At 69.5% G+C, this 19570-nt stretch carries 13 protein-coding genes and 5 pseudogenes; 9 read left to right on the top strand and 9 right to left on the bottom strand.

Annotated elements, in window-relative coordinates:
- Positions 1–170 (top strand): annotated as a pseudogene (locus ACWEK3_RS39320) (IS701 family transposase); the annotation flags it as partial.
- 223 nt (positions 171–393) lie between these two features.
- Here the strand turns inward: ACWEK3_RS39320 and ACWEK3_RS39325 are convergent.
- Positions 394–1509 carry a sensor histidine kinase gene (locus ACWEK3_RS39325; protein ID WP_450544055.1) on the bottom strand — a complete coding sequence of 372 codons (1116 nt, stop codon included), beginning with the start codon at positions 1507–1509 and terminating at the stop codon, positions 394–396.
- A complete protein-coding gene (locus ACWEK3_RS39330; RefSeq protein ID WP_450544053.1) occupies positions 1502–2197 on the bottom strand; it encodes a response regulator transcription factor in 696 nt (231 codons plus the stop codon). The genes ACWEK3_RS39325 and ACWEK3_RS39330 overlap by 8 nt, the downstream gene beginning before the upstream one ends.
- Positions 2198–2356: 159 nt before the next feature.
- Here ACWEK3_RS39330 and ACWEK3_RS39335 point away from each other — a divergent pair, with 159 nt between their 5' ends.
- Positions 2357–3433, top strand: a complete 1077-nt coding sequence (locus ACWEK3_RS39335; RefSeq protein WP_453251959.1) for an endonuclease/exonuclease/phosphatase family protein — start codon at positions 2357–2359, stop codon at positions 3431–3433.
- A 51-nt stretch (positions 3434–3484) separates the two neighbouring features.
- On the opposite strand, the gene ACWEK3_RS39340 is transcribed toward ACWEK3_RS39335, so the two are convergent.
- From ACWEK3_RS39340 to ACWEK3_RS39350, 3 genes are all read right to left on the bottom strand, one after another.
- Positions 3485–4513, bottom strand: a complete 1029-nt coding sequence (locus ACWEK3_RS39340; RefSeq protein WP_453251952.1) for a DUF6192 family protein — start codon at positions 4511–4513, stop codon at positions 3485–3487.
- Between the two features lie 217 nt (positions 4514–4730).
- Positions 4731–5150, bottom strand: coding sequence for an SRPBCC family protein (locus tag ACWEK3_RS39345; RefSeq protein WP_450544051.1), 420 nt, complete (start codon positions 5148–5150; stop codon positions 4731–4733).
- Positions 5151–5188: 38 nt separating this feature from the next.
- Positions 5189–6199: an aldo/keto reductase gene (locus ACWEK3_RS39350; protein ID WP_453251953.1), complete on the bottom strand. Its 1011-nt coding sequence runs from the start codon at positions 6197–6199 to the stop codon at positions 5189–5191.
- A 517-nt stretch (positions 6200–6716) separates the two neighbouring features.
- Here ACWEK3_RS39350 and ACWEK3_RS39355 point away from each other — a divergent pair.
- Positions 6717–8804, top strand: coding sequence for a SpoIIE family protein phosphatase (locus ACWEK3_RS39355; RefSeq protein WP_453251954.1), 2088 nt, complete (start codon positions 6717–6719; stop codon positions 8802–8804).
- A gap of 103 nt (positions 8805–8907) precedes the next feature.
- Here the strand turns inward: ACWEK3_RS39355 and ACWEK3_RS39360 are convergent, their stop codons facing one another.
- The 3 genes from ACWEK3_RS39360 to ACWEK3_RS39370 form a co-directional block, all read right to left on the bottom strand.
- Positions 8908–10449 carry a multicopper oxidase family protein gene (locus tag ACWEK3_RS39360; protein WP_453251955.1) on the bottom strand — a complete coding sequence of 514 codons (1542 nt, stop codon included), beginning with the start codon at positions 10447–10449 and terminating at the stop codon, positions 8908–8910.
- Positions 10446–10982, bottom strand: a complete 537-nt coding sequence (locus ACWEK3_RS39365) for a hypothetical protein (RefSeq protein WP_453251956.1) — start codon at positions 10980–10982, stop codon at positions 10446–10448. Before ACWEK3_RS39365 ends, ACWEK3_RS39360 begins: the two co-directional genes overlap by 4 nt.
- A 267-nt stretch (positions 10983–11249) precedes the next feature.
- Complete coding sequence (locus tag ACWEK3_RS39370; protein WP_450544040.1) at positions 11250–11588, bottom strand: STAS domain-containing protein; 339 nt, start codon at positions 11586–11588, stop codon at positions 11250–11252.
- Positions 11589–12184: 596 nt separating this feature from the next.
- On the opposite strand from ACWEK3_RS39370, the gene ACWEK3_RS39375 reads away from it, so the two are divergent.
- Positions 12185–14830 carry a SpoIIE family protein phosphatase gene (locus ACWEK3_RS39375; protein ID WP_453251957.1) on the top strand — a complete coding sequence of 882 codons (2646 nt, stop codon included), beginning with the start codon at positions 12185–12187 and terminating at the stop codon, positions 14828–14830.
- Here the strand turns inward: ACWEK3_RS39375 and ACWEK3_RS39380 are convergent.
- Positions 14751–15230: pseudogene (locus tag ACWEK3_RS39380) on the bottom strand (DUF6368 family protein); the annotation flags it as partial. The gene ACWEK3_RS39375 and the pseudogene ACWEK3_RS39380 overlap by 80 nt on opposite strands.
- Positions 15231–15313: 83 nt before the next feature.
- Here ACWEK3_RS39380 and ACWEK3_RS39385 point away from each other — a divergent pair.
- The 5 genes and pseudogenes from ACWEK3_RS39385 to ACWEK3_RS39405 form a co-directional block, all read left to right on the top strand.
- Positions 15314–15496, top strand: a pseudogene (locus ACWEK3_RS39385) (Dyp-type peroxidase domain-containing protein); the annotation flags it as partial.
- Positions 15497–15620: 124 nt separating this feature from the next.
- Positions 15621–15719, top strand: a pseudogene (locus tag ACWEK3_RS39390) (hypothetical protein); the annotation flags it as partial.
- A gap of 56 nt (positions 15720–15775) precedes the next feature.
- Positions 15776–15889 (top strand): hypothetical protein, encoded by a 114-nt coding sequence (locus ACWEK3_RS39395; RefSeq protein WP_453251960.1) that lies wholly within the window; start codon positions 15776–15778, stop codon positions 15887–15889.
- 1158 nt (positions 15890–17047) lie between these two features.
- Complete coding sequence (locus ACWEK3_RS39400) at positions 17048–17641, top strand: hypothetical protein (RefSeq protein ID WP_453251958.1); 594 nt, start codon at positions 17048–17050, stop codon at positions 17639–17641.
- A 1678-nt stretch (positions 17642–19319) separates the two neighbouring features.
- Positions 19320–19570, top strand: a pseudogene (locus ACWEK3_RS39405) (hypothetical protein); the annotation flags it as partial.

The raw sequence follows: 19570 nt of genomic DNA on the forward strand, positions 1-19570 counted from the left end.
GCTGGAACGGTGTCCTGCCCGAGGTCACGCTGCTGGTCGAATGGCCCGAAGACGCCGAAGCACCCACCGACTACTGGCTGTCCAACCTGCCCGCCGCCACCTCGATGGCTGAACTGGTCCGCCTGGCCAAGATCCGCTGGCGCATCGAGCACGATTACCGGGAACTCAAGCAGCGCGCGGCAGAACCACGGCCAACGCGTGCATCGGCCGCTACCTGAGCACGAGCGCCGCCGACTTCCCCCTCCAGTGCCGCCCACCCGCCGACCGGCCAACCGGCCGCTGTATCCGTTCCTAGTGTGATGCGGGAGACCGTTGTTGCGGTGCCCCCGACATAGCCCGCAGCCGCCGCGAACAGCATGCCGTGGGGTGACGGCGCACCAATTCCCTGATTCGTTACCTGCCGGAGTGTGGGTCTGTCGTGGGTAGTTCCACAGTGACGCGGATCCCGCCGGCGGAGCGCGGAGTGAGGGTGAGTGTTCCGTGGTGTGCGTGGGTGATGGTTTTGGCGATTGCCAGGCCGAGGCCGACGCCCGCGTGGTCGGTGCGTATGCGTTCGGTGCCGCGCTGGAACGGTTCGGTGAGCGTCGAGACCATCGCTGGGGTGAGCTTCTCGCCGGTGTTTTCGACAGTGAGCACCACAGTCTTGAGGCGGACACTGGTATTGACCCACACGGTGCCCTGCGCAGGCAGGTTGTGGACGATCGCGTTGTGCACGAGGTTCGTGGTCAGCTGTAGGAGCAGCGCTTGCGATCCGATCGTGGGGGTGATGTCGCCGCAGGTCTCGATGGTGACGCGATGCTTTTCCGCGAGGGGGAGGAGTGTTTCGGTGGCTTCTTCCGCCATGAGGGACAGGTCGACGTGTTGTCGGGCGAAGGACCGCTGCTCAGCGCGGCTGAGTAGGAGCAGCGCCTCGGTAAGGTCGATCGCCCGGGTGTTGACGGCGTGGAGGCGGTCGATGACTTCGCCGGTGTCGCAGTTCGGATCGGTGCGGGCCACGTCGAGGAGTGCCTTCGAGATCGCCAGCGGGGTACGCAGTTCGTGAGAGGCGTTGGCTGCGAATCTCTGCTGTTCGGCGACGTGTGCTTCGAGCCGTGCCAGCATCGTGTCGAAGGCGTCGGCGAGTTCGCGGAACTCGTCCTTGCGGCCCGGTAGCCGGATTCGGTGAGAGAGCGATCCGGTCGAGGCCAGGCGGGTGGCGCCCGTGATGCGAGTCAGCGGGCCGAGCATCCGGCCGGCGAGGATCCACCCTCCCACGGCGCTGAACACCAGAAGGAACGCCAACACTGCGGCTGCCCTCGGGGCGAAAACGTGCAGGAGGTTGGACCGGATGGGAAAAACACCATGAGTGGAGGTGCCAGTGGAGCCGGGGACGATGAGCGCGCGCTCGGGGACGTAACGCAGGAGGAACACCCACACCGCCGCGAGCAGCAGGACGCCGGCAAGCATGAGGAATCCGGTGTAGCTGAGGGTGAGTTTGAGGCGAACGCTCAACCCAGGTGCTCTATCCACGCTCGCCTCCCTTGTGACCGGCCTCTGAGTGCGTGTCGATGCGGTAGCCGACGCCTGGCACGGTGGCGATGATCCAGGGTTCTCCGAGACGCTTGCGCAGTGCCGAGACGGTGATGCGTACGGCGTTCGTGAACGGGTCGGCGTTCTCGTCCCACGCGCGTTCCAGGAGTTCTTCGGCGCTGACGACACCGCCGTCGGCGGCGACGAGGACTTCGAGCACTGCGAACTGCTTCCTGGTCAGCGCGACGTAGCGGCCGCCCCGGTAGACCTCTCTGCGGAACGGGTCAAGGCGCACACCTGCGATCTCTCGCACGGGAGGCCTGCTGTGGGCGCGCCTGCGGTCGAGTGCTCTGAGCCTGAGCGCGAGCTCTCGCAGTTCGAACGGCTTGGTGAGGTAGTCGTCGGCGCCGAGTCCGAACCCGGAGGCCTTGTCGTCGAGACGGTCGGCCGCGGTGAGCATGAGGATCGGCATGCCGCTGCCGGAGGCGACGATGCGTGTGGCGATCTCGTCACCGGACGGTCCGGGGATGTCGCGGTCGAGGACGGCGATGTCGTAGGCGTTGACGCCCAGCAGTTCCAGAGCGGTGTCGCCGTCACCTGCGATGTCGGCCGCGATCGCTTCCAGGCGCAGGCCGTCGCGGATGGCTTCTGCCAGAAAGGGTTCGTCCTCGACGATCAACACGCGCATGCCCTCGATGCTACGAGCCGACGCATATCGTCGGCGTATCGAAAATCCCATACGTGCCGACAACACCACGCTGCGTTGACTGGCGGTATGACCCACACCCGCCGACCTCACCCAGGCCCCGAGGATGCAGCAGTGACCGGCAGTGAGCGCGGACAGACGATGACGCAGGTGCACACGGCGGAGCCCGCACAAGCCGGCGGCGGCCACCGGGATGCCGGCTCCACCACCTGGCGCGCGGGCATCCGCCGGGCGATCCGCATCGCCTCGCGGCCGGGCCCGTGGAAGCGGGGCCCGGTGGTCGCGGCGCTGGCGCTGCTGCTCGGCCTGGTCATGCTGCTGCACGCGCAGATCACGGACCGCGGGGGCCTCGGCAGCCTGGTGGAGACCTTCCTGCCGTGGTTCGGCCTGTTCATCCCGGTGCTGCTGGCCGGGGCGCTGTGGCGCCGCGCCGCCTCCGCGGTGGCCGCGCTGCTGCTGCCGGTCACGGTGTGGCTGAGCCTCTTCGGCGGGCTGCTCGGCGACAAGTCCCACCCGGGCAGCGACCTCACCGTGGCCAGCCACAACGTCGGCGCCGACAACCCCGACCCGGTCGGCACCGCGCGCGACCTGGCCGCCTCCGGGGCGGACGTACTGGCCCTGGAGGAGATCGCCCCGCAGGCGAAGCCGCTGTACGAGAAGGAGTTGGCGAAGGTGTACCCGTACCACACGGTGCAGGGCACGGTCGGGCTGTGGAGCAGGCTGCCGCTGTCGGACACCAAGCCGGTCGACATCAAGATGGACTACGGGCCGCTGGCGGACACCAAGCCAGTCGAGATCAAGATGGCCTACACCCGGGCGCTGCGCACCACGGTGGCCACGGACCACGGGCCGCTGACGGTGTATGTGGCCCACCTGGGGTCCGTACGGCTGTTGCCCAGGAATGGCTTTTGGACGGCCTCACGGGACAGAGGCGCACAGGCGCTCGGCGAGGCCATCGCCGCCGATCCGAGTGAGCGGGTGGTGCTGCTCGGCGACCTGAACGGCACCGTGGACGACCGCGCGTTCGCCGACATCACCTCGCAGCTGCACTCGGTCCAGGACGCGGCCGGGGACGGCTTCGGCTTCAGCTGGCCGGCGAAGTTCCCGGTGGCGCGGATCGACCAGATCCTGGTCCGCGACGTGAAGCCGGAGAGCTCGTGGGTGCTGCCGGCCACCGGCAGCGACCACCTGCCGGTGGCGGCCGGAATCAGCTGGTGAACAGCGCGCCCAGGCTCCGCCTGACCGTCCCGTGGCGCTCCGGCCAACACATCAGCCAACGCCCCCCAATAGGTCACTGACCTGCGACAACTCCAGCTTTAGTTCAGTCAACACACCCCGTACCTTCGCAACACTCGCGTGCACGATCGTGCGTTCGTCCTCGCTCAGGGTGCAGTCCGGCAGACCGGAGACGGTGCGGTTGGCGGCCGCGACGCAGGCGTGGCAGGAGGTGACCAGGTCCAGGAACTCCACCGTCCGGTCGATGTGACGGACGGCCGGGGCCATGGGGCTGGTACGGTCGGCGACCTCATCCTCGCGGGCCTGCCGGCTGCGTTCGTTCTGGGCCTGGTTGACCTGGAAGCGGGCGGCATCGTCGGCCATCGCCTTGAACGCGACGTCCGGGCGCCGCAGCAGACCCGTGACCGCCGTGGTCGCCACCGACTCATCCCGGGTGAGCTCCTCCACCACCCGGACCTTCTCCTGTTCCGACACCTTCGCTGCGACCGTCGGTCGCTTCAGGAAGTCCGAGGTCACCGCCGCGGCGACCTCTTCGGCCCGAGCCAGCGAGTGGATCGCGGTGATCTTCTCCTCCGGCGAGACGGGGTTGGCGACCTGACGTCCGACCCTCCGCCTGGCGTCGTCGACCGTCCACCGGCTCTTGCCCACGGGCAAGGTCTTGATCGCGGCGAACCGCTCTGCCTCATCAGGAATGCTGCCCAGGACCCGGTGAACGGTGAAGGACACCCCCGCCCGACGATATTTCTTCGGCCACCGCGCCGCTGTCCAGCGGACGTTCACCACCGTACTGTGGCACAGGCCGATGTCCTCCGCGAGCCGGGCCAGGGTCTGGCGGACGCTGAACAGGTCCCGGCCAGGCGGGGCCGCCCCGTCGTCGGGCAGACGCATCGGCTCGATCTCCAGCGCACGGTCACCGATGGTGAACTGCCCCTGCGCCTGCTGTTCGAGTACCTGACGGAGCTCGGTCACAATCTCGTCATAACGGAACCGGCTGACAGCTCCGACCCTCTCGGACTCCTCGGACACGGTTTTCACCCCCCAAGCGCGGGCCGGGCACGGCATTTCAAGCCGTGACAGGACGGGGCCCGCTTCCATCATCCAGAGTCAGACCGAAACTCCAAAGAATGGAGTAAATGACCATAATTGGCCAATCCATGATCGAAGTTGGATTCCAGGCATGTTCAGCCAGTGGCCATTGTGAATGTTTGGCGCACGATTCCTTCCGGCGTCTCCAGGCCCCGACCACACATCACACCGGCTACCGTGCCCTCATCCTTTGTCAGCCGGACAGCGTCTTGTGCAGGGCGTCGAGGCCGTCGCGATAGATCCCGGTGAACAGGTCGACCACCTCGTCATCGCTGACGCCGTCGGGGGCGAAGCGTCCGGACCACTGCACCTCGGCGAGGTCCTCACGGCCGGGAACCGCGTGGACCCTGATGGTGGAGACGTAACCGGTAACGGGGAAGGGTGCTTCGACAATGGCGTAGCTGTAGTGGCGTTCGGTCTCGTTGAAGTCCACCAGGCGCTCGACGATGACCTCGCCGTCCGGGTTCTTCAACTGACGGACCCGGCCGCCTTCGAGCGCGGTGCTCTCAAGGATGTACGGGAGCCAGTCGGGCAGGGCGTCGAAGCCGCCGACGAGGCTCCACACCTTCGCGGGCGAGGCCGGCACTACGCGGCTGACCGAGGTCGATGCCATGGTCGTTCTCCTGATTCTGGGGTGTGAGGTTGGGACGGTCAGGCGCCGTTGGGGAGCGGGGCAGCGGGGTTGACCAGGCCGCCGGCGCGCAGGTCGTGCCAGAACGCGGCCGGGACGGTCTCGTTCAGGGCAGCGACGTCCTCGGCGATGCGGCTGGGCCGGGTGGCGCCGGGGACGGCGGCGGCGGCCACGGGGTGGGCGAGGGAGAACTGCAGGGCGGCGGCCTTGATGCCGACGCCGTGCTTCTCGGCGAGGGCCTGGAGCTTGCGGACGCGCTCGATGATCTCCGGCGGTGCCTGCTGGTACTCGAAGTGGGCGCCGCCGGCGAGGATGCCGGAACTGTAGGGGCCGCCGACGACCATGCCGACGTTCTGCTCTTGGGCCATGGGCAGCAGCCGCTGCAGGGCGTGGTCGTGGTCGAGGAGGGTGTAGCGGCCGGCGAGGAGGAAGCCGTCGGGGCGGGGCTCGTCCAGGGCCAGGGTCAGCTCGATCGGCTCGGTGCGGTTGACACCCAGGCCCCAGGCCTTGATGACGCCCTGGTCGCGCAGCCGTGACAGCACCCGGAAGGCTCCGGTGCGGGCCTCTTCGAACTTCTGAAGCCACAGGTCGCCGTGGAAGTCCTGGGAGACGTCGTGGACCCAGACGATGTCGAGCCGGTCGACGCCCAGGCGCTTGAGACTGTCCTCGATGGAGCGCTCGGTGGCCTCGGCGGTCCACTCGTGGAGCATCTTGTTGGGGTTGCCGTGCTCGAAGATCCCGCCCTTCTCGCCGAGTTCGCGGACGGCGGTCTCCGGCTCGTCGAGGATGACGCGGCCGACCTTGGTGGACAGCACGTAGGAGTCGCGGGGCTTGACCGAGAGCACCTTGCCCAGGCGCTCCTCGGCGAGGCCGGCTCCGTAGAAGGGGGCGGTGTCGTAGTAGCGGATGCCCTGGTCCCAGGCAGCCTCCACGGTGGCGAGGGCCTCCTCGTCGGGGATCGCGCGGAACATGTTGCCGAGCGGGGCAGTGCCGAAGCCGAGACGGCCAGGGAGGATTTCCTTGAGGGACATGATGATGCCTTCTCGATCGATGTCCCCGCGTCGGGGACATCCCTGACGCAGGGAACGAGGCATGTGAGCACTCAACCAGCGGAGCCGTGGCACTGGGTGCACAGCGGTACCCGCCAGAGCCCGAGGCGTACCACAGGCCGCCGCCGTGCGATTCCAGCAGATTCGGGTACAGGCGGACGCCGGGGCCCACGAGAAGAGCGGCCTTCCCTGCTACCAGCCTCGCTGCGGTACGCACGGCCTCGCAAGTCGGGCTGAACCGGAACCAATATGACGTCAACGGCCGTTTTCACCCTGAGGTGTCGCGGGCATCATTCCTCCAGAGTTCCATCTCAGCTACGCCGGCGTGGCGCAGGGCCCGCTGAGCGGTGCGGATGACACGGCGGATGATGATGGCGGCGATCTGCGGCCGTCTGGTGGAGGCGCGGAGCAAGGAGTAGGCCCACGCCGAGACCGGCGGTGCCAGGCCGGGCATGTCCAGGATGCGGGCAGTGGAAGTGAGCAGCCTGGGAGGTGTGCCATGCACCGTCGCGAGGTATTCGATCAGGCGGCCGGGATACGCGCCGGTGGTCGTCTGTGGCCGGACGAATTGCTGGTGGCCGGAGTGCGGGTGGATGCCCTGGGCCGCATCGCTTACTGGGATGCGGGGGCTGAGGCCCTGCTCGGTTACCCGGCGGAGGAGGTGCTGGGCAGCCGCGGGGAGCGGCTCGTCCCGGCGGAGTGCCGTCCCGGGGCCCGGTCGCTGCTGGAGCGGCTCACCCTAGGTCGTGCATCGACGAGGCCGTGCAGGGTGCGGCACCGGGACGGGCACCTGGTGGACCTCGCAGTGTGCGCTCACCGGGTCCCTGAACCGCCCGGCGCCGACGGTCACGTGCTCGCATTCCTCGTGGACGTTTCCGCAGCGCTGGAGATGCGGGTGTCCCGCGCCATCATGGAAGGCCTGTGCGGCCAGTCGCCGGTCGGGCTGTCCGCCCTCGACAGCGAGCTGCGCTTTCTGCGGGTCAACAGCGCCCTGCAAGCGATCAACGGCGTGCCCGAGGCCGAGCACCTCGGCCGGCGGGTATCCGACCTGCTGCCCGATATAGACACCGCTGAGGTGGAGACTGTGATGCAGCGGGTGCTGGACACCGGCGAGCCCGTGGTCGACCTCCGTGTGACGGGCCGCACCCCGGCGGCCCCGCATAAGGACCGGGTGTGGTCCTGCTCCTACTTCCGCCTGGAAGACACCCGGGGACGTTCGTTCGGCGTCGGCGCCTCGGTGATCGACGTCACCGCACAGGACCGGGCCGAGCGCGCGGCCGCGGAGAGCCACCGGCGGCTCGACCTGCTCAACGAGGCCGGCACCCGCATCGGCACCATCCTGGACATGCGGCAGACCGCGCAGGAACTGGCCGACGTGGCGCTGCGCGGACTTGCCGACACCGCCACCGTGGACCTGTTGGCGGCGGTCGCCGACGACGCCGCGGAGCCCGGCAGCGACCTGACCGACGGCATCGCGGTACGGCGGCTCGGCAAGTCCGCGGCCCCGGGCTCGCCGGCAGCCGAGGTCCTCGCCCCGCTGGGCGCGACCCTGCACTTCCCGCTGGACGCACCGTATGTGCAGGCCATAGCACGTCGGGAACCGTTCGTGGTCGTGGAGGTGGACGAGCGAGCCATCGGCGCCTCCTCCTGCCACACCGACGTCGTCCGGCGGCTGCGCGAGCTGGGGGTGCACTCCCTGCTGATGGTCCCGCTGCTCGCCCGCGGCAGGGTGCTGGGGGCGGCCGGCTTCTTCCGGTCGGGCCCCTCCCTGCCTTTCTCGCCCGACGACGTGACGCTCGCCCGCGACATGGCCTCCCGCGCGGCGGTCTACCTCGACAACGCCCGCCTGTACACCCGCGAGCACGACACCGCCGTAACGCTGCAACGCACTCTGCTGCCGCACCGGCTGACGTCCCCGCCCGGCATCGAGGTCGCCCACTGCTACCGGCCTGCGAGCGACGTCAACGAGGTCGGTGGTGACTGGTACGACGTCGTGGAGATGCCCGGCGGACGGGCCGCCCTGGTGGTCGGGGACGTTATGGGGCACGGCATCGAGGCCGCTGCCGCCATGGGGCAGCTGCGCGGCACCATGCGCGCGCTCACCCGCCTGGCGCTGCCTCCGGAACAGCTGCTTCGGCAACTCGACACCAGCCTGCTCGACACCAGTCTGACGGACCTTCCTGACGCACTCCTGGCCACCTGCGTCTACGCGGTCTGCGACCCAGTGGCCGGCCGCTGCTCGATCACCCGGGCAGGCCATCCCCCGCCTGCCGTCGTCCACCCCGACGGCACCGCCGAACTGCTGGAACTGCCCGCCGGTGCGCCGCTGGGAGTCGACGGCACCGACTTCGTACCGACCGAGCTGCCGCTGCCCCCAGGCAGCATTCTCACCCTCTACACCGACGGCCTCGTCGAGACCCGCTACACGGACCTCGACCAGCGCCTGACCCAGCTTTGCGACGTACTGACCGCCAACCCCACGCTGCCGCTGGACGCCCTCAGCCGAACCGTAATGAACCAACTCGCCCCCCACCCCGACGACGACGTCGCCCTCCTACTCGCCCGGATCAACCGTCCGAAGCCGTAGGGTCAGCCGGGCTGCCGCTGGGGTGGGCTTTCGGCCGGTGCGGCGAGAGTGCGTGCCGGGCGTCGCGACGGGGCGAAGGTTGCCTGTTGGGGCAACTAGCTAGTTAGACGACTTCGAAGTTGGCCATCATCGCCATGTCCTCGTGCTCCAGGTTGTGACAGTGGAAGACGAAACGCCCCCGGTAGCCGGTGAATCTGGTGATGATCGAGACCGCTTCGCCCGGGCTCAGGTCGATGGTGTCCTTCCAGCCCGCGTCGTAGGGGCCGGGGGCCTCGCCGTTGCGGGAGAGCACCTGGAAGTGCACCAGGTGCAGGTGGACCGGGTGGTGGAAGTCGCTGGTGAACCGCCAGACCTCCAGCGCTCCCAGCCGGGGGGTGGCGTCGGCCCGCATCGGGTCGAAGGGCCGGCCGTTGATCGTCCAGCCCTCGTCGCCCTGGTCACGGAAGGCGAAGGTACGGGTCGCCGTCGCGCGCGCCGGGTCCAGGCGCTCGATGCCCGACAGCCGCGCGGGCACGGTGCTGTCGTCGGTGGCGCGCCGGGCGATCCGGAAGCGCATGACCGTGGCGGTGGTGCCGCTGCCGAGCCGGTTGACCAGGGTGACCTCCTCGCCGACCCGGTAGCGGGAGAAGTCGACGACGACGTCGAAGCGTTCCGCGGGCGCCAGTACGATCGCGTCGTGCGCTCTCGGGGCCGCCAGCAGGCCGCCGTCGGAGCCGATCTGCACCAGGGCGCCGCCGCCCGCGGGCTGGGGGTCCAGCTCCAGCCGGTAGCGGCGTGCGTTGGAGGCGTTGAGGATGCGCAGCCGGTAGCGGGCGGCGTCGACTTCCAGGACGGGCCACGGCGCGCCGTTGACCAGGATCACGTCACCCAGGACCCCTTCGACGTAGTCCGGCTGCACGCCTGGGGTGTGCAGCAGGGTCGGGTCGGTCGCGGGGTAGCGGAAGGAGCCGTCGGCGTCGAAGGCCCGGTCGGTGATCATGAGGGGGATGTCCCGGTCCCCGCGCGGCAGGGGCAGGGCCTCCTCCTCGTCGTCGTGTATGAGATGAAACCCGGCCAGTCCGCGCCAGACGGCGGCGCCGGTGAAGTCCATGCGGTGGTCGTGATACCAGAGCGTGGCGGCCCGCTGCTGGAGCGGGTACTCGTAGACGCGTGAGCCGTGGGCCAGGCTGGCCCGGTGGTCGTGGTGCGGGAGGGGGCCGGTGAACCCGTCCGGCACGATCAGGTCGGTGGGGTAGCCGTCGCTGGCCGACGGGGTGTGGCCGCCGTGCAGGTGCACGACGGCGGGCACAGGAAGCGCGTTGTGGTGGCGGACGACGGTCCGCCGGCCGCTGCGGGAGACGAGGGTGGGCCCGGGGAAGGTCCCCTCGTACCCCCAGATCGCGGTGGTGTGGCCGGGCAGTATCTCCTGGGTGGCGGCCTTCTGCGTCACCTCGTAGTAGTCGGTGGTGGCGTCCTGGCGCGGGGTCAGCACCGACGGGACCGGCAGCGGCACCTGGTACGGGGCGGGCAGGGGCAGCAGGCTGCGGAGCAGTTCTCCGGTCTGGACGCCGGCGGCCAGTCGCGGGATCTGTGTGCCCACCGCCGCCAGGGCGGCCGCGCCGCCCAGGACGCCGAGGAGGCGGCGGCGCGGTATCGCGGGCCTCACGAGACCTCCCGCGCGGAGCGCGACGTCTCCGGGGACGATCCGGGCGGCGGCACCCTCCCGGACACTGACCCGGTGTCACCGGGCGCGGTCGTAGGGCCTGGGGGCAGGGGGCGCCACACCTGGACCAGGAGCAGCAGCCCGGCGGCGATGAGCGCCACGCCGAGCGGGACGTGGACCCCCAGGGTCCGCTGGTAGCCGAGGACGGCCTGCCCGGCCTCGGCCACGAGCAGCACGGCACTGACTGCGCCCGGCCAGCCCGGACCGCGGCCCGGCCGCCAGTACAGCACCGCCACCACGACCTGCACGAGGCCGACGGCGACGATGACGTTGGCATTGACCGCGTGCGCGGTGAGCATGTCGTAGTCGCCGGACAGGAACCGCCCGGCGAGGACGGCCTGGGTGAACAGGGTCGCCGCGTGCACCGTCGTCACCGCGCGCAGTGCACCGCGGGCCCACGCGGGGTGCCGTCGCGGGTCTGGCGACTCACGTGTGCCGGAGCCGCCCGGCTCGTCGGCGGCCAACGACGGCTGCATGGACGTCCCCCTCGCCAGTGGATGATCAGCACGCAACCGTAATCCGCCCCCTCATGCGCGTCTACACCTGGGCACAAAGGACCGAGCCACCCGCCCCCGGACCGGCCCCTACGGGGCACACGGCTGGCACGAGCGGTGACTGCGTGACCGCCGAATCCGTCCATCGGTAAGGCCGCGACTTGTGGAGATGAGGGAGCGGGGCCAGAAGCCGGTCAATGAACACCACCCTCAGCGGCAAAAGGAGCGCCCCTCGCCTGCGGGGCCCTTTCACCCCATCGCAGCTTGCGTTGAATCGTAGATCGGGAAAACTTGGTCCAAGCTCGTAACGGTGAAGATCTGCCGGATGTTCGGGTTCACGATGACCAGCCTCAGGGCGCCGGCACGTGTACGGATCCGCTTGTGGATGCCGACGAGGAGCCCAAGGCCGGTCGAGTCCATGAATGTCGTCCCTGTCAGGTCGACGATGAGGCGGTGCCGGCCCGCCTGAATCCTTTTGCCCAAGTGTTCGCGGATGCGGGGCACGGTGTACACGTCGACCTCTCCGCGGATCTCGACGACGGTCCAGCCGTTCTCGTCATGGTGACAGATGTGGAGCTCGGGATGCATACCTCACCTAACGGCGCAACCTTGGGGAGAGGTTGCGGGTAGTGCCAGACGCACGTCCGTTCTGCATATGCAGCCCCGGTGAGAGGCGGATGGCCTTGAGGCCAGGCCAGGGGAACGCGGACGACATCCGTCGCCGTATGACCCTTCGGATACGGGTTCGGGTGACCATCCCGAAAGGCGCCCACGAGGGCCAGGTAAGCCTGTGAAGAGACCTGGTAATGAGATAGGAACCGAAGGGCAGGTGGGGCACAGGCGCCCTCCACGAGAATTTCGCCCCGAGCATGTGAAGTCGCGATGACGCGAGGCCCCTCACAGCCTGCACGCCATCGCTGTCGACCCCGTTCCTCCCGTGCTCCCGGAGCACAGTTTCCCCTTCGCGCAAGAATCCGGGCTCCGAAGCCACGCGATGCTAGAAAAGAAGGATGGTGGGACTTTCGAGGCGATTGCCGGTCTCATGGTCACTGCGCCGGCGGCACGCATGTGCCTCAGCCCCCGGCCCTGAGCTCGCCCATCACGAGTGCCCCCATGAGTCTCCCCGCCGCGCCCCGTCCCGGTGGTCGCGTCTCCGGGGGCTTGGGTGCAGCGTCGCCGGTCAGGTGTTCGTGCTGCAGGCGGCGGTCGTGGCCGCCCTGGTCATTGCCGCCGTCGTAGCCTTGGTGCTCCAGGCCCGGCGCGACAGCCTGCAGGACGCTCGTGCTCGCACCTTGGCGGTGGCCCACACGTTCGCGAGTGCACCAGGAACGGCGCAGGCGCTGACCAGCCGCAATCCCACCGCGATCCTGCAGCCGCGTGCCGAGCAGGTCCGTAAGCAGACCGGCGTCGCCTTCGTCGTCGTCTTCGACCGCGACGGGATCCGTCTCACCCACCCCGATCCCTCCCTGATCGGGAAACGCGTCATCGGCCCGTACCAGCAGCAAACGGTCCAGGGCCTCACCGTCACGAGAACCTTCGCCACCTCCCGCGGCCCGGCCGTGGACTCGGGCGTGCCCGTCATCCTGGCAGACGGGAAGATCGTCGGTGCGGTGTCCGTCGCGATCACCGTCCAGCACGTGAACGCGGTGGTGAACCGGCAGGTGCCGGTGGTACTGGGGGCGGCCGCCGTCGCGCTCGCCCTGGGCACGGGCGGATCGGCGCTGGTGAGCCGACGACTGCGTCGGCAGACTCACGGCCTCGGCCCGACGGAGGTGACTCGCATGTACGAGCACCACGACGCCGTGCTGCACGCCGTCCGGGAAGGCGTGCTGATCACCGCCGGAGACGGGCGGCTGATGCTGGCCAACGACGAGGCCCGGCGGCTGCTGGATCTGCCCCCGGACGTGGAGCGGCGCCCCATCGCCGCCCTGGGCCTGGATACGGGGATGGTCGACCTGCTGACGGCGGACCGTCCGGTCACCGACCAGATGCACTTCGCGGGGGAACGACTGCTGGCCGTCAACGTAAGGCCCACCGCTCCCTACGGCGGACAGCCGGGCTGTGCGGTGACGCTTCGGGACGCCACCGAGTTGCGGACGCTCGCGGGCAGGGCCGAGCGGGCCCAGCAGCGGCTGCGGCTGCTGTACGAAGCGGGCATGCGGATAGGCACCACCCTGGATGTGACGCGCACCGCGGAGGAGGTCGCCGAGGTCGCGACGTCCCGCTTCGCCGACTACGCCACCGTCGAGTTGCTGGAACCCGTGCTGCACGGGGCCGAGCCCGAGGACACCGCGGGTCTGCTCCGCATCGCCTGCCGCGGCGTGAGGCAGGGTCCTCCGTTGCCCGCAGCCGGCGGGCACGTCGTCGGGGACGCGGCCACCCCGATGGCGATGGCCCTGGCGGGCGGGCACGCGGTGCTGGAGCGAGATCTGACCGTCTCTCCCAGTTGGCTTGCGCGGGTACCGGAGCTTGCCCGCCTGGTGCCCGACCTGGGGCTCCGTTCGCTGATCAGCGTGCCGCTCAAGGCTCGCGGCGTGGTGCTGGGCCTGGCCACCTTCTGGCGCTCGGAGCACAGCGGCCCGTTCGAGGAAGAGGATCTCCCGGTCACCGAGGAACTGGCCGCCCGCGCCGCGGTGTGCATCGACAACGCCCGCCGCTACACCCAAGAGCACACCGTGGCCGTCGCCTTGCAGCGCAGCCTGCTCCCCCGCGTTCTGCCCCTGCAGAACGCGCTGGAGGTCGCCCACCGCTACCTGCCCGCCCAGGCCGGGGTGGGCGGCGACTGGTTCGACGTCATCCCCCTGTCCGGAGCCCGCGTAGCCCTGGTGGTCGGTGACGTCGTCGGCCACGGCCTGCACGCCGCCGCCACCATGGGGCGCCTGCGCACCGCGGTGCACAACTTCTCGGCCCTCGACCTGCCGCCCGACGAACTGCTCGGCCGTCTCGACGAACTGGTCACCCGGATCGACGAGGACGGACCAGAGGGTGAGCAGGACGTCACCGGGGCTACGTGTCTCTACGCCATCTACGACCCGGTGGCCGAACAGGTCACCCTGGCCAGGGCCGGCCATCTGGGACCCGCCCTGGTCCATCCGGACGGCACGGTCGTCCTCCCCGACATACCCGGCTCCCCACCCCTGGGCCTGGGCGGCGGCCTGCCCATCGAAACCTGCGATCTGCAACTGCCGGAAGGGTCCAGCATGGTGCTGTTCACCGACGGCCTGATCGAGACACGTGAACGGGACATCGACACCGGCCTCGCCCTGCTACGGCAGGCACTCACCGAACCCCCGCACACCCCGGCCCGCGATCCGGAGCACACCTGCCAGGCAGTCTTCGACGCCCTGCAACCGGACCACCCCCGCGACGACGTCGCCCTGCTGGTGGCCCGCACCCGCTTGCTCGACCCCACCCAGGTCGCGGCCTGGGACGTACCACGGCACCCCGCGGCCGTCCGCCGTATCCGCGCCGGTGCCAGCCGCCAGCTTGAGGTGTGGGGCCTGGAGGAGATGGCCTTCACCACCGAGCTGATCATCAGCGAACTGATCACCAACGCGATCCGCTACGGAACCGAGCCCATCCGCCTGCGCCTGCTGCGCGACCGCACCCTGATCTGCGAGGTTGCCGACGGCAGCAGCACCTCCCCTCGCCTGTGCAGGGCCACCACCACCGACGAGGGCGGACGCGGCCTGTTCCTTGTGGCCCAACTCGCCCAGCGCTGGGGAACCCGCTACACCCACCGCGGCAAGATCATCTGGACCGAACAGGCCCTCTCCGGCGCGCCGGACGGCGCCGGCCCCCTCCTGGTCGACGCAGCACCCGTGCCGTGAGACGGGCACGATGCCCGGCCCAGCCACCATGAGGACTACGAGCAGCTGACCGAGTCAACGCCCGGGCGAGCATGTGCCGGACTGGCTCGACGCCGTCCGGCAGCCAGTCGCTCCGCAAGCGTGTACTGCTCGCCTGAGCCAGGTGGAGAAGCTCCTTCAAGAGCCGGAAGCCGGGCTGTTGGGCCCATGCTCGGAGGAATTCTGCCGAGCCGTACGCGGCGGGCCACGGATCGGTCATCGTTGTGACAATGCCGGGGAGGCCGGCCACGATGGGCACCTGGTCCTTCCGGAGTTCGGCATTGGCGACGCCGCCGATCACATCGATGACGGCGGCGGTCAGCAGGGCCGTGACGACGTGGTCGACAGAGGCGTTGCAGAGGGCGATGACGTCGACGGTGCAGGTCGGGCTTCGCTGTCGGAGCGGCGGGCGGGACCGCCCTCAGAGACGGTGTAACAGTCGCAGGAACGCCGTCCGGGGCCACGGTGGAAGCCAAGTCTCGGACGATTCCCTTCCATGGCTATTACCAGGCGGGTATCGCCACTCCTCCCCAACAGGACGCTGTTTTCGTTTCGCTGGACGTCACCGCGGCCAACCGCAGGGACCTCACCGAGTTGTTCCGCACGCTGACCGCACGAGCCCGCTTCCTCACCGCGGGGGGGGGTAGGCCGCCGAAGACGCCTTCGACCACGGCACCGTCAAGCACCAGCATCCTGGGACGACCGTCGGGGTGGGCGCCCCTCTCTTCGACGACCGCTACGGTCTGCGTGCCCGGAAGACGGGCCCTTCGACGTGGCCATCGGCCCGGACGGCCGCTACGCGTACTCCGCCGATCTCGGACCCGGCAACGTCTCAGTGATCGACACCGGAAGCAAGCACGTCTCAGCGACCATCGCCCTAGGCCCGCCCGCACCGACCCGTTCAATCTGGAGGTCACCGATCACGCGATCTACGTCACCAACCAGGGAGCGGGCGCCCTTACCGTCATCGATCCCGCGTCCCTCAAGGTCATCTCGACGGTTACCGCCGGTGCTCAGCCGTACGGCGTGGCGGTGAACTGAGGCAGTCGCCCCTCGATCGGGGTCGCCGTTCGTTTCCGCTTGCCGAGTTCCTGAGCTGACAAGGACCCGACGTCCGCTGTCGCGCCACTGCTGGGCAATGAGCCTCGTCAACCGGGCAGCCATCGCTTGCCGAGCAGCAGCGCATCATCTGCGTCAAGGTGTCGGGGTTCACGAAGCGCCGCTGGCCGATCCGATGGCCTGCGGCATCGACAGCGACTGCGGTATGAGAGAAGAGAAACGCGATGCAGCAGCGTCGGCGGATGTGCGAGCCTTCTTCTCTCAGATGCCGACCGACAAGACTCCGATGACCCAGACCCGCGATGACGCGCTCAAGCAGCACAGCCAAGTCGCGCGCGAGCGGGCCTTCGGTGGCCACCGCGACCGACATCCGGCCTTCCTTGGGTACCGACACGTCAGCCACCCAGGCAGCAGTCGCCCTTGGCCCGCTGGTCCATACGCGGCACCGAGGCGAACACATCCGCCACCGCCAGATCACCCCCTCGAACTGCTCACGGAACCCGCTCCGGGTACGGGCCGAACCTGCCCAACGGCAGAAGCGGCCCGATGTACTCCCGCTGACCGCCCGGGAGTTGCACACGTGTCAGACCACAGCCCTACCGAACGTGGCGACCTGGCTGTGACCTGCGCCGGCGCCGCGTGTGCTGGGCGGTTCTCGCACGCATGGGGGAATTCGGCGTGAGCGGGTCGGCGGGGTGAGGGGGCGTCATGGGGCCCCGGCCTCAAGCCCTCACCGCGTGGTTACGAGACGGTGGCGTGGTCCACGCCGGGTGGCGGCCGGCTTGGGCACAGGGCCCGGGCAGGGCGGGGTTGCCGTGGTCCGGTCTGTGGCCCTCCCATCCCTGCATCTCTGAGCCCTTCGTGGCGGCTTTTCCAGGCGACCCGCTGCCGCATGGGTGATCAGGCGTCAGAGATCACCTTGAAGGCCTAATGCCTCATCAATCTTGCCGTCATTTGAAGATGATTGACGTCCCGTCAGCAGTCCGACGGCCGGGTCTGCGGGTGCTCTGGGTACCCCGTTCGGCTCCCCCGCACCAGCACTTCCGATACGCCCGAAATGACAGCTCTGGGGGTGGTCATTACGTTCAATCACACGTCGGCTGTTCACAGCCGGCCCCTCAGAGAGAGGAGCAAGGCATCATGATCATGACCCGTTCCACCGCCGTCACCGCGGCCATCGCCGCCGCTTCCGCACTCGCCGCGACCGGCATCACCTACGCCGCCGCCACTCCCGCATCGATGCCCGAGACGGTCCCGGCCGTCGCCCAGCAGGCGCCCGCTCCGGCCTACGCCCCGATGGGCGGCGAGGGCGGACAGGGCAAGGGCAACGAGGGCGGCGGTCGCGGCGGCGAAGGCGGCGAGCGCGGCGAAGGCGGCGAGCGTGGCGAGCACGGCAAGCGCCGCCACCACGAGATCGGCAGAATCCACATCAACGAGCGGACGTACTCCGCCGTCCCGGACGGCTGCATCACGATCGTGAGCGGCCTCGGCTCCAAGAGCCTCAACATCCGCAACGACAGCCGCAGGGGCGTCGAGGTCTTCCGCGGCGCGACCTGCGACAACGGCGCCCCCGTCGCCACGGTCGGCCCCCGCAGCGAAGCCAACGGCATCAAGCCCGGCCACGCCAGGGGCGTGTTCGTCAAGGACGGAGTAGTGGCCAGCTTCCGGGTGGTCGGTCACCACAAGGGCGACTTCGACTTCGACTTCGACGACTTCGGTTTCGACGGCTTCTAAGCCCAGACGCAACATTCGAACCATGTAGAACCCCGGCCCGCCGCAATCGGGCCGGGGTTCTGGTCTCAGCCCCCGAGCGCCGGTACGTGGCGCTCACACATGACCAGTGCTTCATGGTCCACGCGCCTCGCACGCCACACTAAACCCGGCCAGAAGGCGCCGCCCGGCTGCCCGCGCCGACGTCCTCCTGCTCCACCGGTTCACCGCCGAGCAGATTCCCGCTGAAACACCCCCAGTTGGCGGTGTTCCCCAGCAGCGGCCGCTGCTCTCCCCCGCGGCAGCCGGGCGAGCCCGAACGGGTGACGAAAGCGAAAAGCCGCACACCCGGTGCCCCTCCCCCGGCCCGCCCGCGCGGGCGACGACAACCACGTCATGGACATCCTCGACATCACGTTGGCTTTTGCATGCCGCCGCCGACGGGGAGCCGGCCCGGGACGGTCGTGATCCAGCGGACCACATGGCGAGGCCGCGGGACGCGCCGGGGCGGCGCGGCTGCGGCCCTACCGCTCGAGGAACTCGATCCGCGTGATATGCCCCCTGCCCGTCCCGAACCACAGGGGCCGGACGCCCTCACACCAGCCCCATACGAAGACCGAGCCCCGAAGCATGACTGGCCATCAACTTTTCTATGCAGCTACGCTGTTTGCTCTAGCGGGGCGGGTAGGCGATCTGTAGGTTCAGGCCCGGAAGACGCAGGATGCGGCGCGGGCGATCAGCGAGTTCAGTGACCACCTCGGCCTGGCCGACCTGGAGGTCCACCAGGCCTTCGATACCCGTGGCGCCCACCGTCGGCCCCGGCTGGCGGCTCCTCCACCGGCAACACCCACGCCCTCGCGAGAGTCGGTACTCAAACTGGCCTTCTGGCGGCTGTGGCATCCCATCAGCCCCAGCCGCTCCAGCGCGGCCCTGGCCGACATGACGACCCCCGCCCCGCACACCGCGCCCTCACCACCCCGGCCCGGAGCCGCTCCGGGGAAGGAGTTTGCAGCAGGTCTGCGCAGCTGCCCCACCAACCGGGCCCGCTGCTGATGCCGGCCCACCCTGCGGCCCGAGCACTGGCAGACCCTGACGACCCTCGCCCCGGCCGTTGAACGCCGCCGACCCCAGGGTGCCCGCGAGGTGCGGTCCAGCCCAAGGCCTCGCAACCCTCGGCTGCGGCCATGACGCAATGTCGGACCCCTACCGGCGGACCTGCCGAACGCCGACGCCCGCCGGGTGAGGGGTCGTCACAGACCTGCCCTCGCGCCCTCACCCCCTTGACCACAGCACGGCGGCCCGGTCCACACCGGACGGCGGACGGCGGACGGCGGACGGCGGACGGCACGAGCACAAGGTCCCGGCGGGCGGGGTCTACGTGATCAGACCTGAGACCCGCCCGTCCTGGAATCTGGTGAGCCTCTCGCGGCGACATTTCCAGGCGACTCGCTGCCGCACGGGTGATCAGGCATCAGAGATCACCTTGAAGGCCTAATCCCTCATCAATCTGCCCAGGAATTGCGAAAGATTGACGTGCCGTCAGGCGCTGGAGAGACGGGCCTGCGGGAGCTCTGGGTACCCCATTCGGCCCCCCACACCAGCCATTCCGATATGCCCAAAATGACAGCTTTGCGGGCGATCAGTACCTTCAATCACACGCCGGCCGCAAAAGCCGGCCTCTCTGAGACAGGAGCAAGGCATCATGATCATGAACCGTTCCAAGGTCGTCACCGCGGCCGTCTCCGCCGCTGCCGCACTCGCCGTGACCGGCATCACTTACGCCACTGCCGCCCCCGCGTCGGCCCCCCAGGCGGCCCCGGTCGCCCCGGCCGTCGCCCAGCAGGCGCCCGCCCCGGCCCAGGCGCCGATGGGCGGCGAGGGCGGGCAGGGCAAGGGCAACGAGGGCGGCGGCCGCGGCGGCGAGCAGGGCGAGCAGGGCGAGCGCGGCGAGCA

This window comes from Streptomyces sp. NPDC004721 (genome assembly GCF_053601495.1).

Coding starts and splice junctions, on each gene's coding strand:
- ACWEK3_RS39330 (WP_450544053.1), bottom strand. CDS start 2,197: ATGCGCGTGTTGATCGTCGAGGACGAACCCTTTCTGGCAGAAGCCATC.
- ACWEK3_RS39335 (WP_453251959.1), top strand. CDS start 2,357: ATGACGCAGGTGCACACGGCGGAGCCCGCACAAGCCGGCGGCGGCCAC.
- ACWEK3_RS39340 (WP_453251952.1), bottom strand. CDS start 4,513: ATGCCGTGCCCGGCCCGCGCTTGGGGGGTGAAAACCGTGTCCGAGGAG.
- ACWEK3_RS39345 (WP_450544051.1), bottom strand. CDS start 5,150: ATGGCATCGACCTCGGTCAGCCGCGTAGTGCCGGCCTCGCCCGCGAAG.
- ACWEK3_RS39350 (WP_453251953.1), bottom strand. CDS start 6,199: ATGTCCCTCAAGGAAATCCTCCCTGGCCGTCTCGGCTTCGGCACTGCC.
- ACWEK3_RS39355 (WP_453251954.1), top strand. CDS start 6,717: ATGCACCGTCGCGAGGTATTCGATCAGGCGGCCGGGATACGCGCCGGT.
- ACWEK3_RS39365 (WP_453251956.1), bottom strand. CDS start 10,982: ATGCAGCCGTCGTTGGCCGCCGACGAGCCGGGCGGCTCCGGCACACGT.
- ACWEK3_RS39370 (WP_450544040.1), bottom strand. CDS start 11,588: ATGCATCCCGAGCTCCACATCTGTCACCATGACGAGAACGGCTGGACC.
- ACWEK3_RS39400 (WP_453251958.1), top strand. CDS start 17,048: ATGATCATGACCCGTTCCACCGCCGTCACCGCGGCCATCGCCGCCGCT.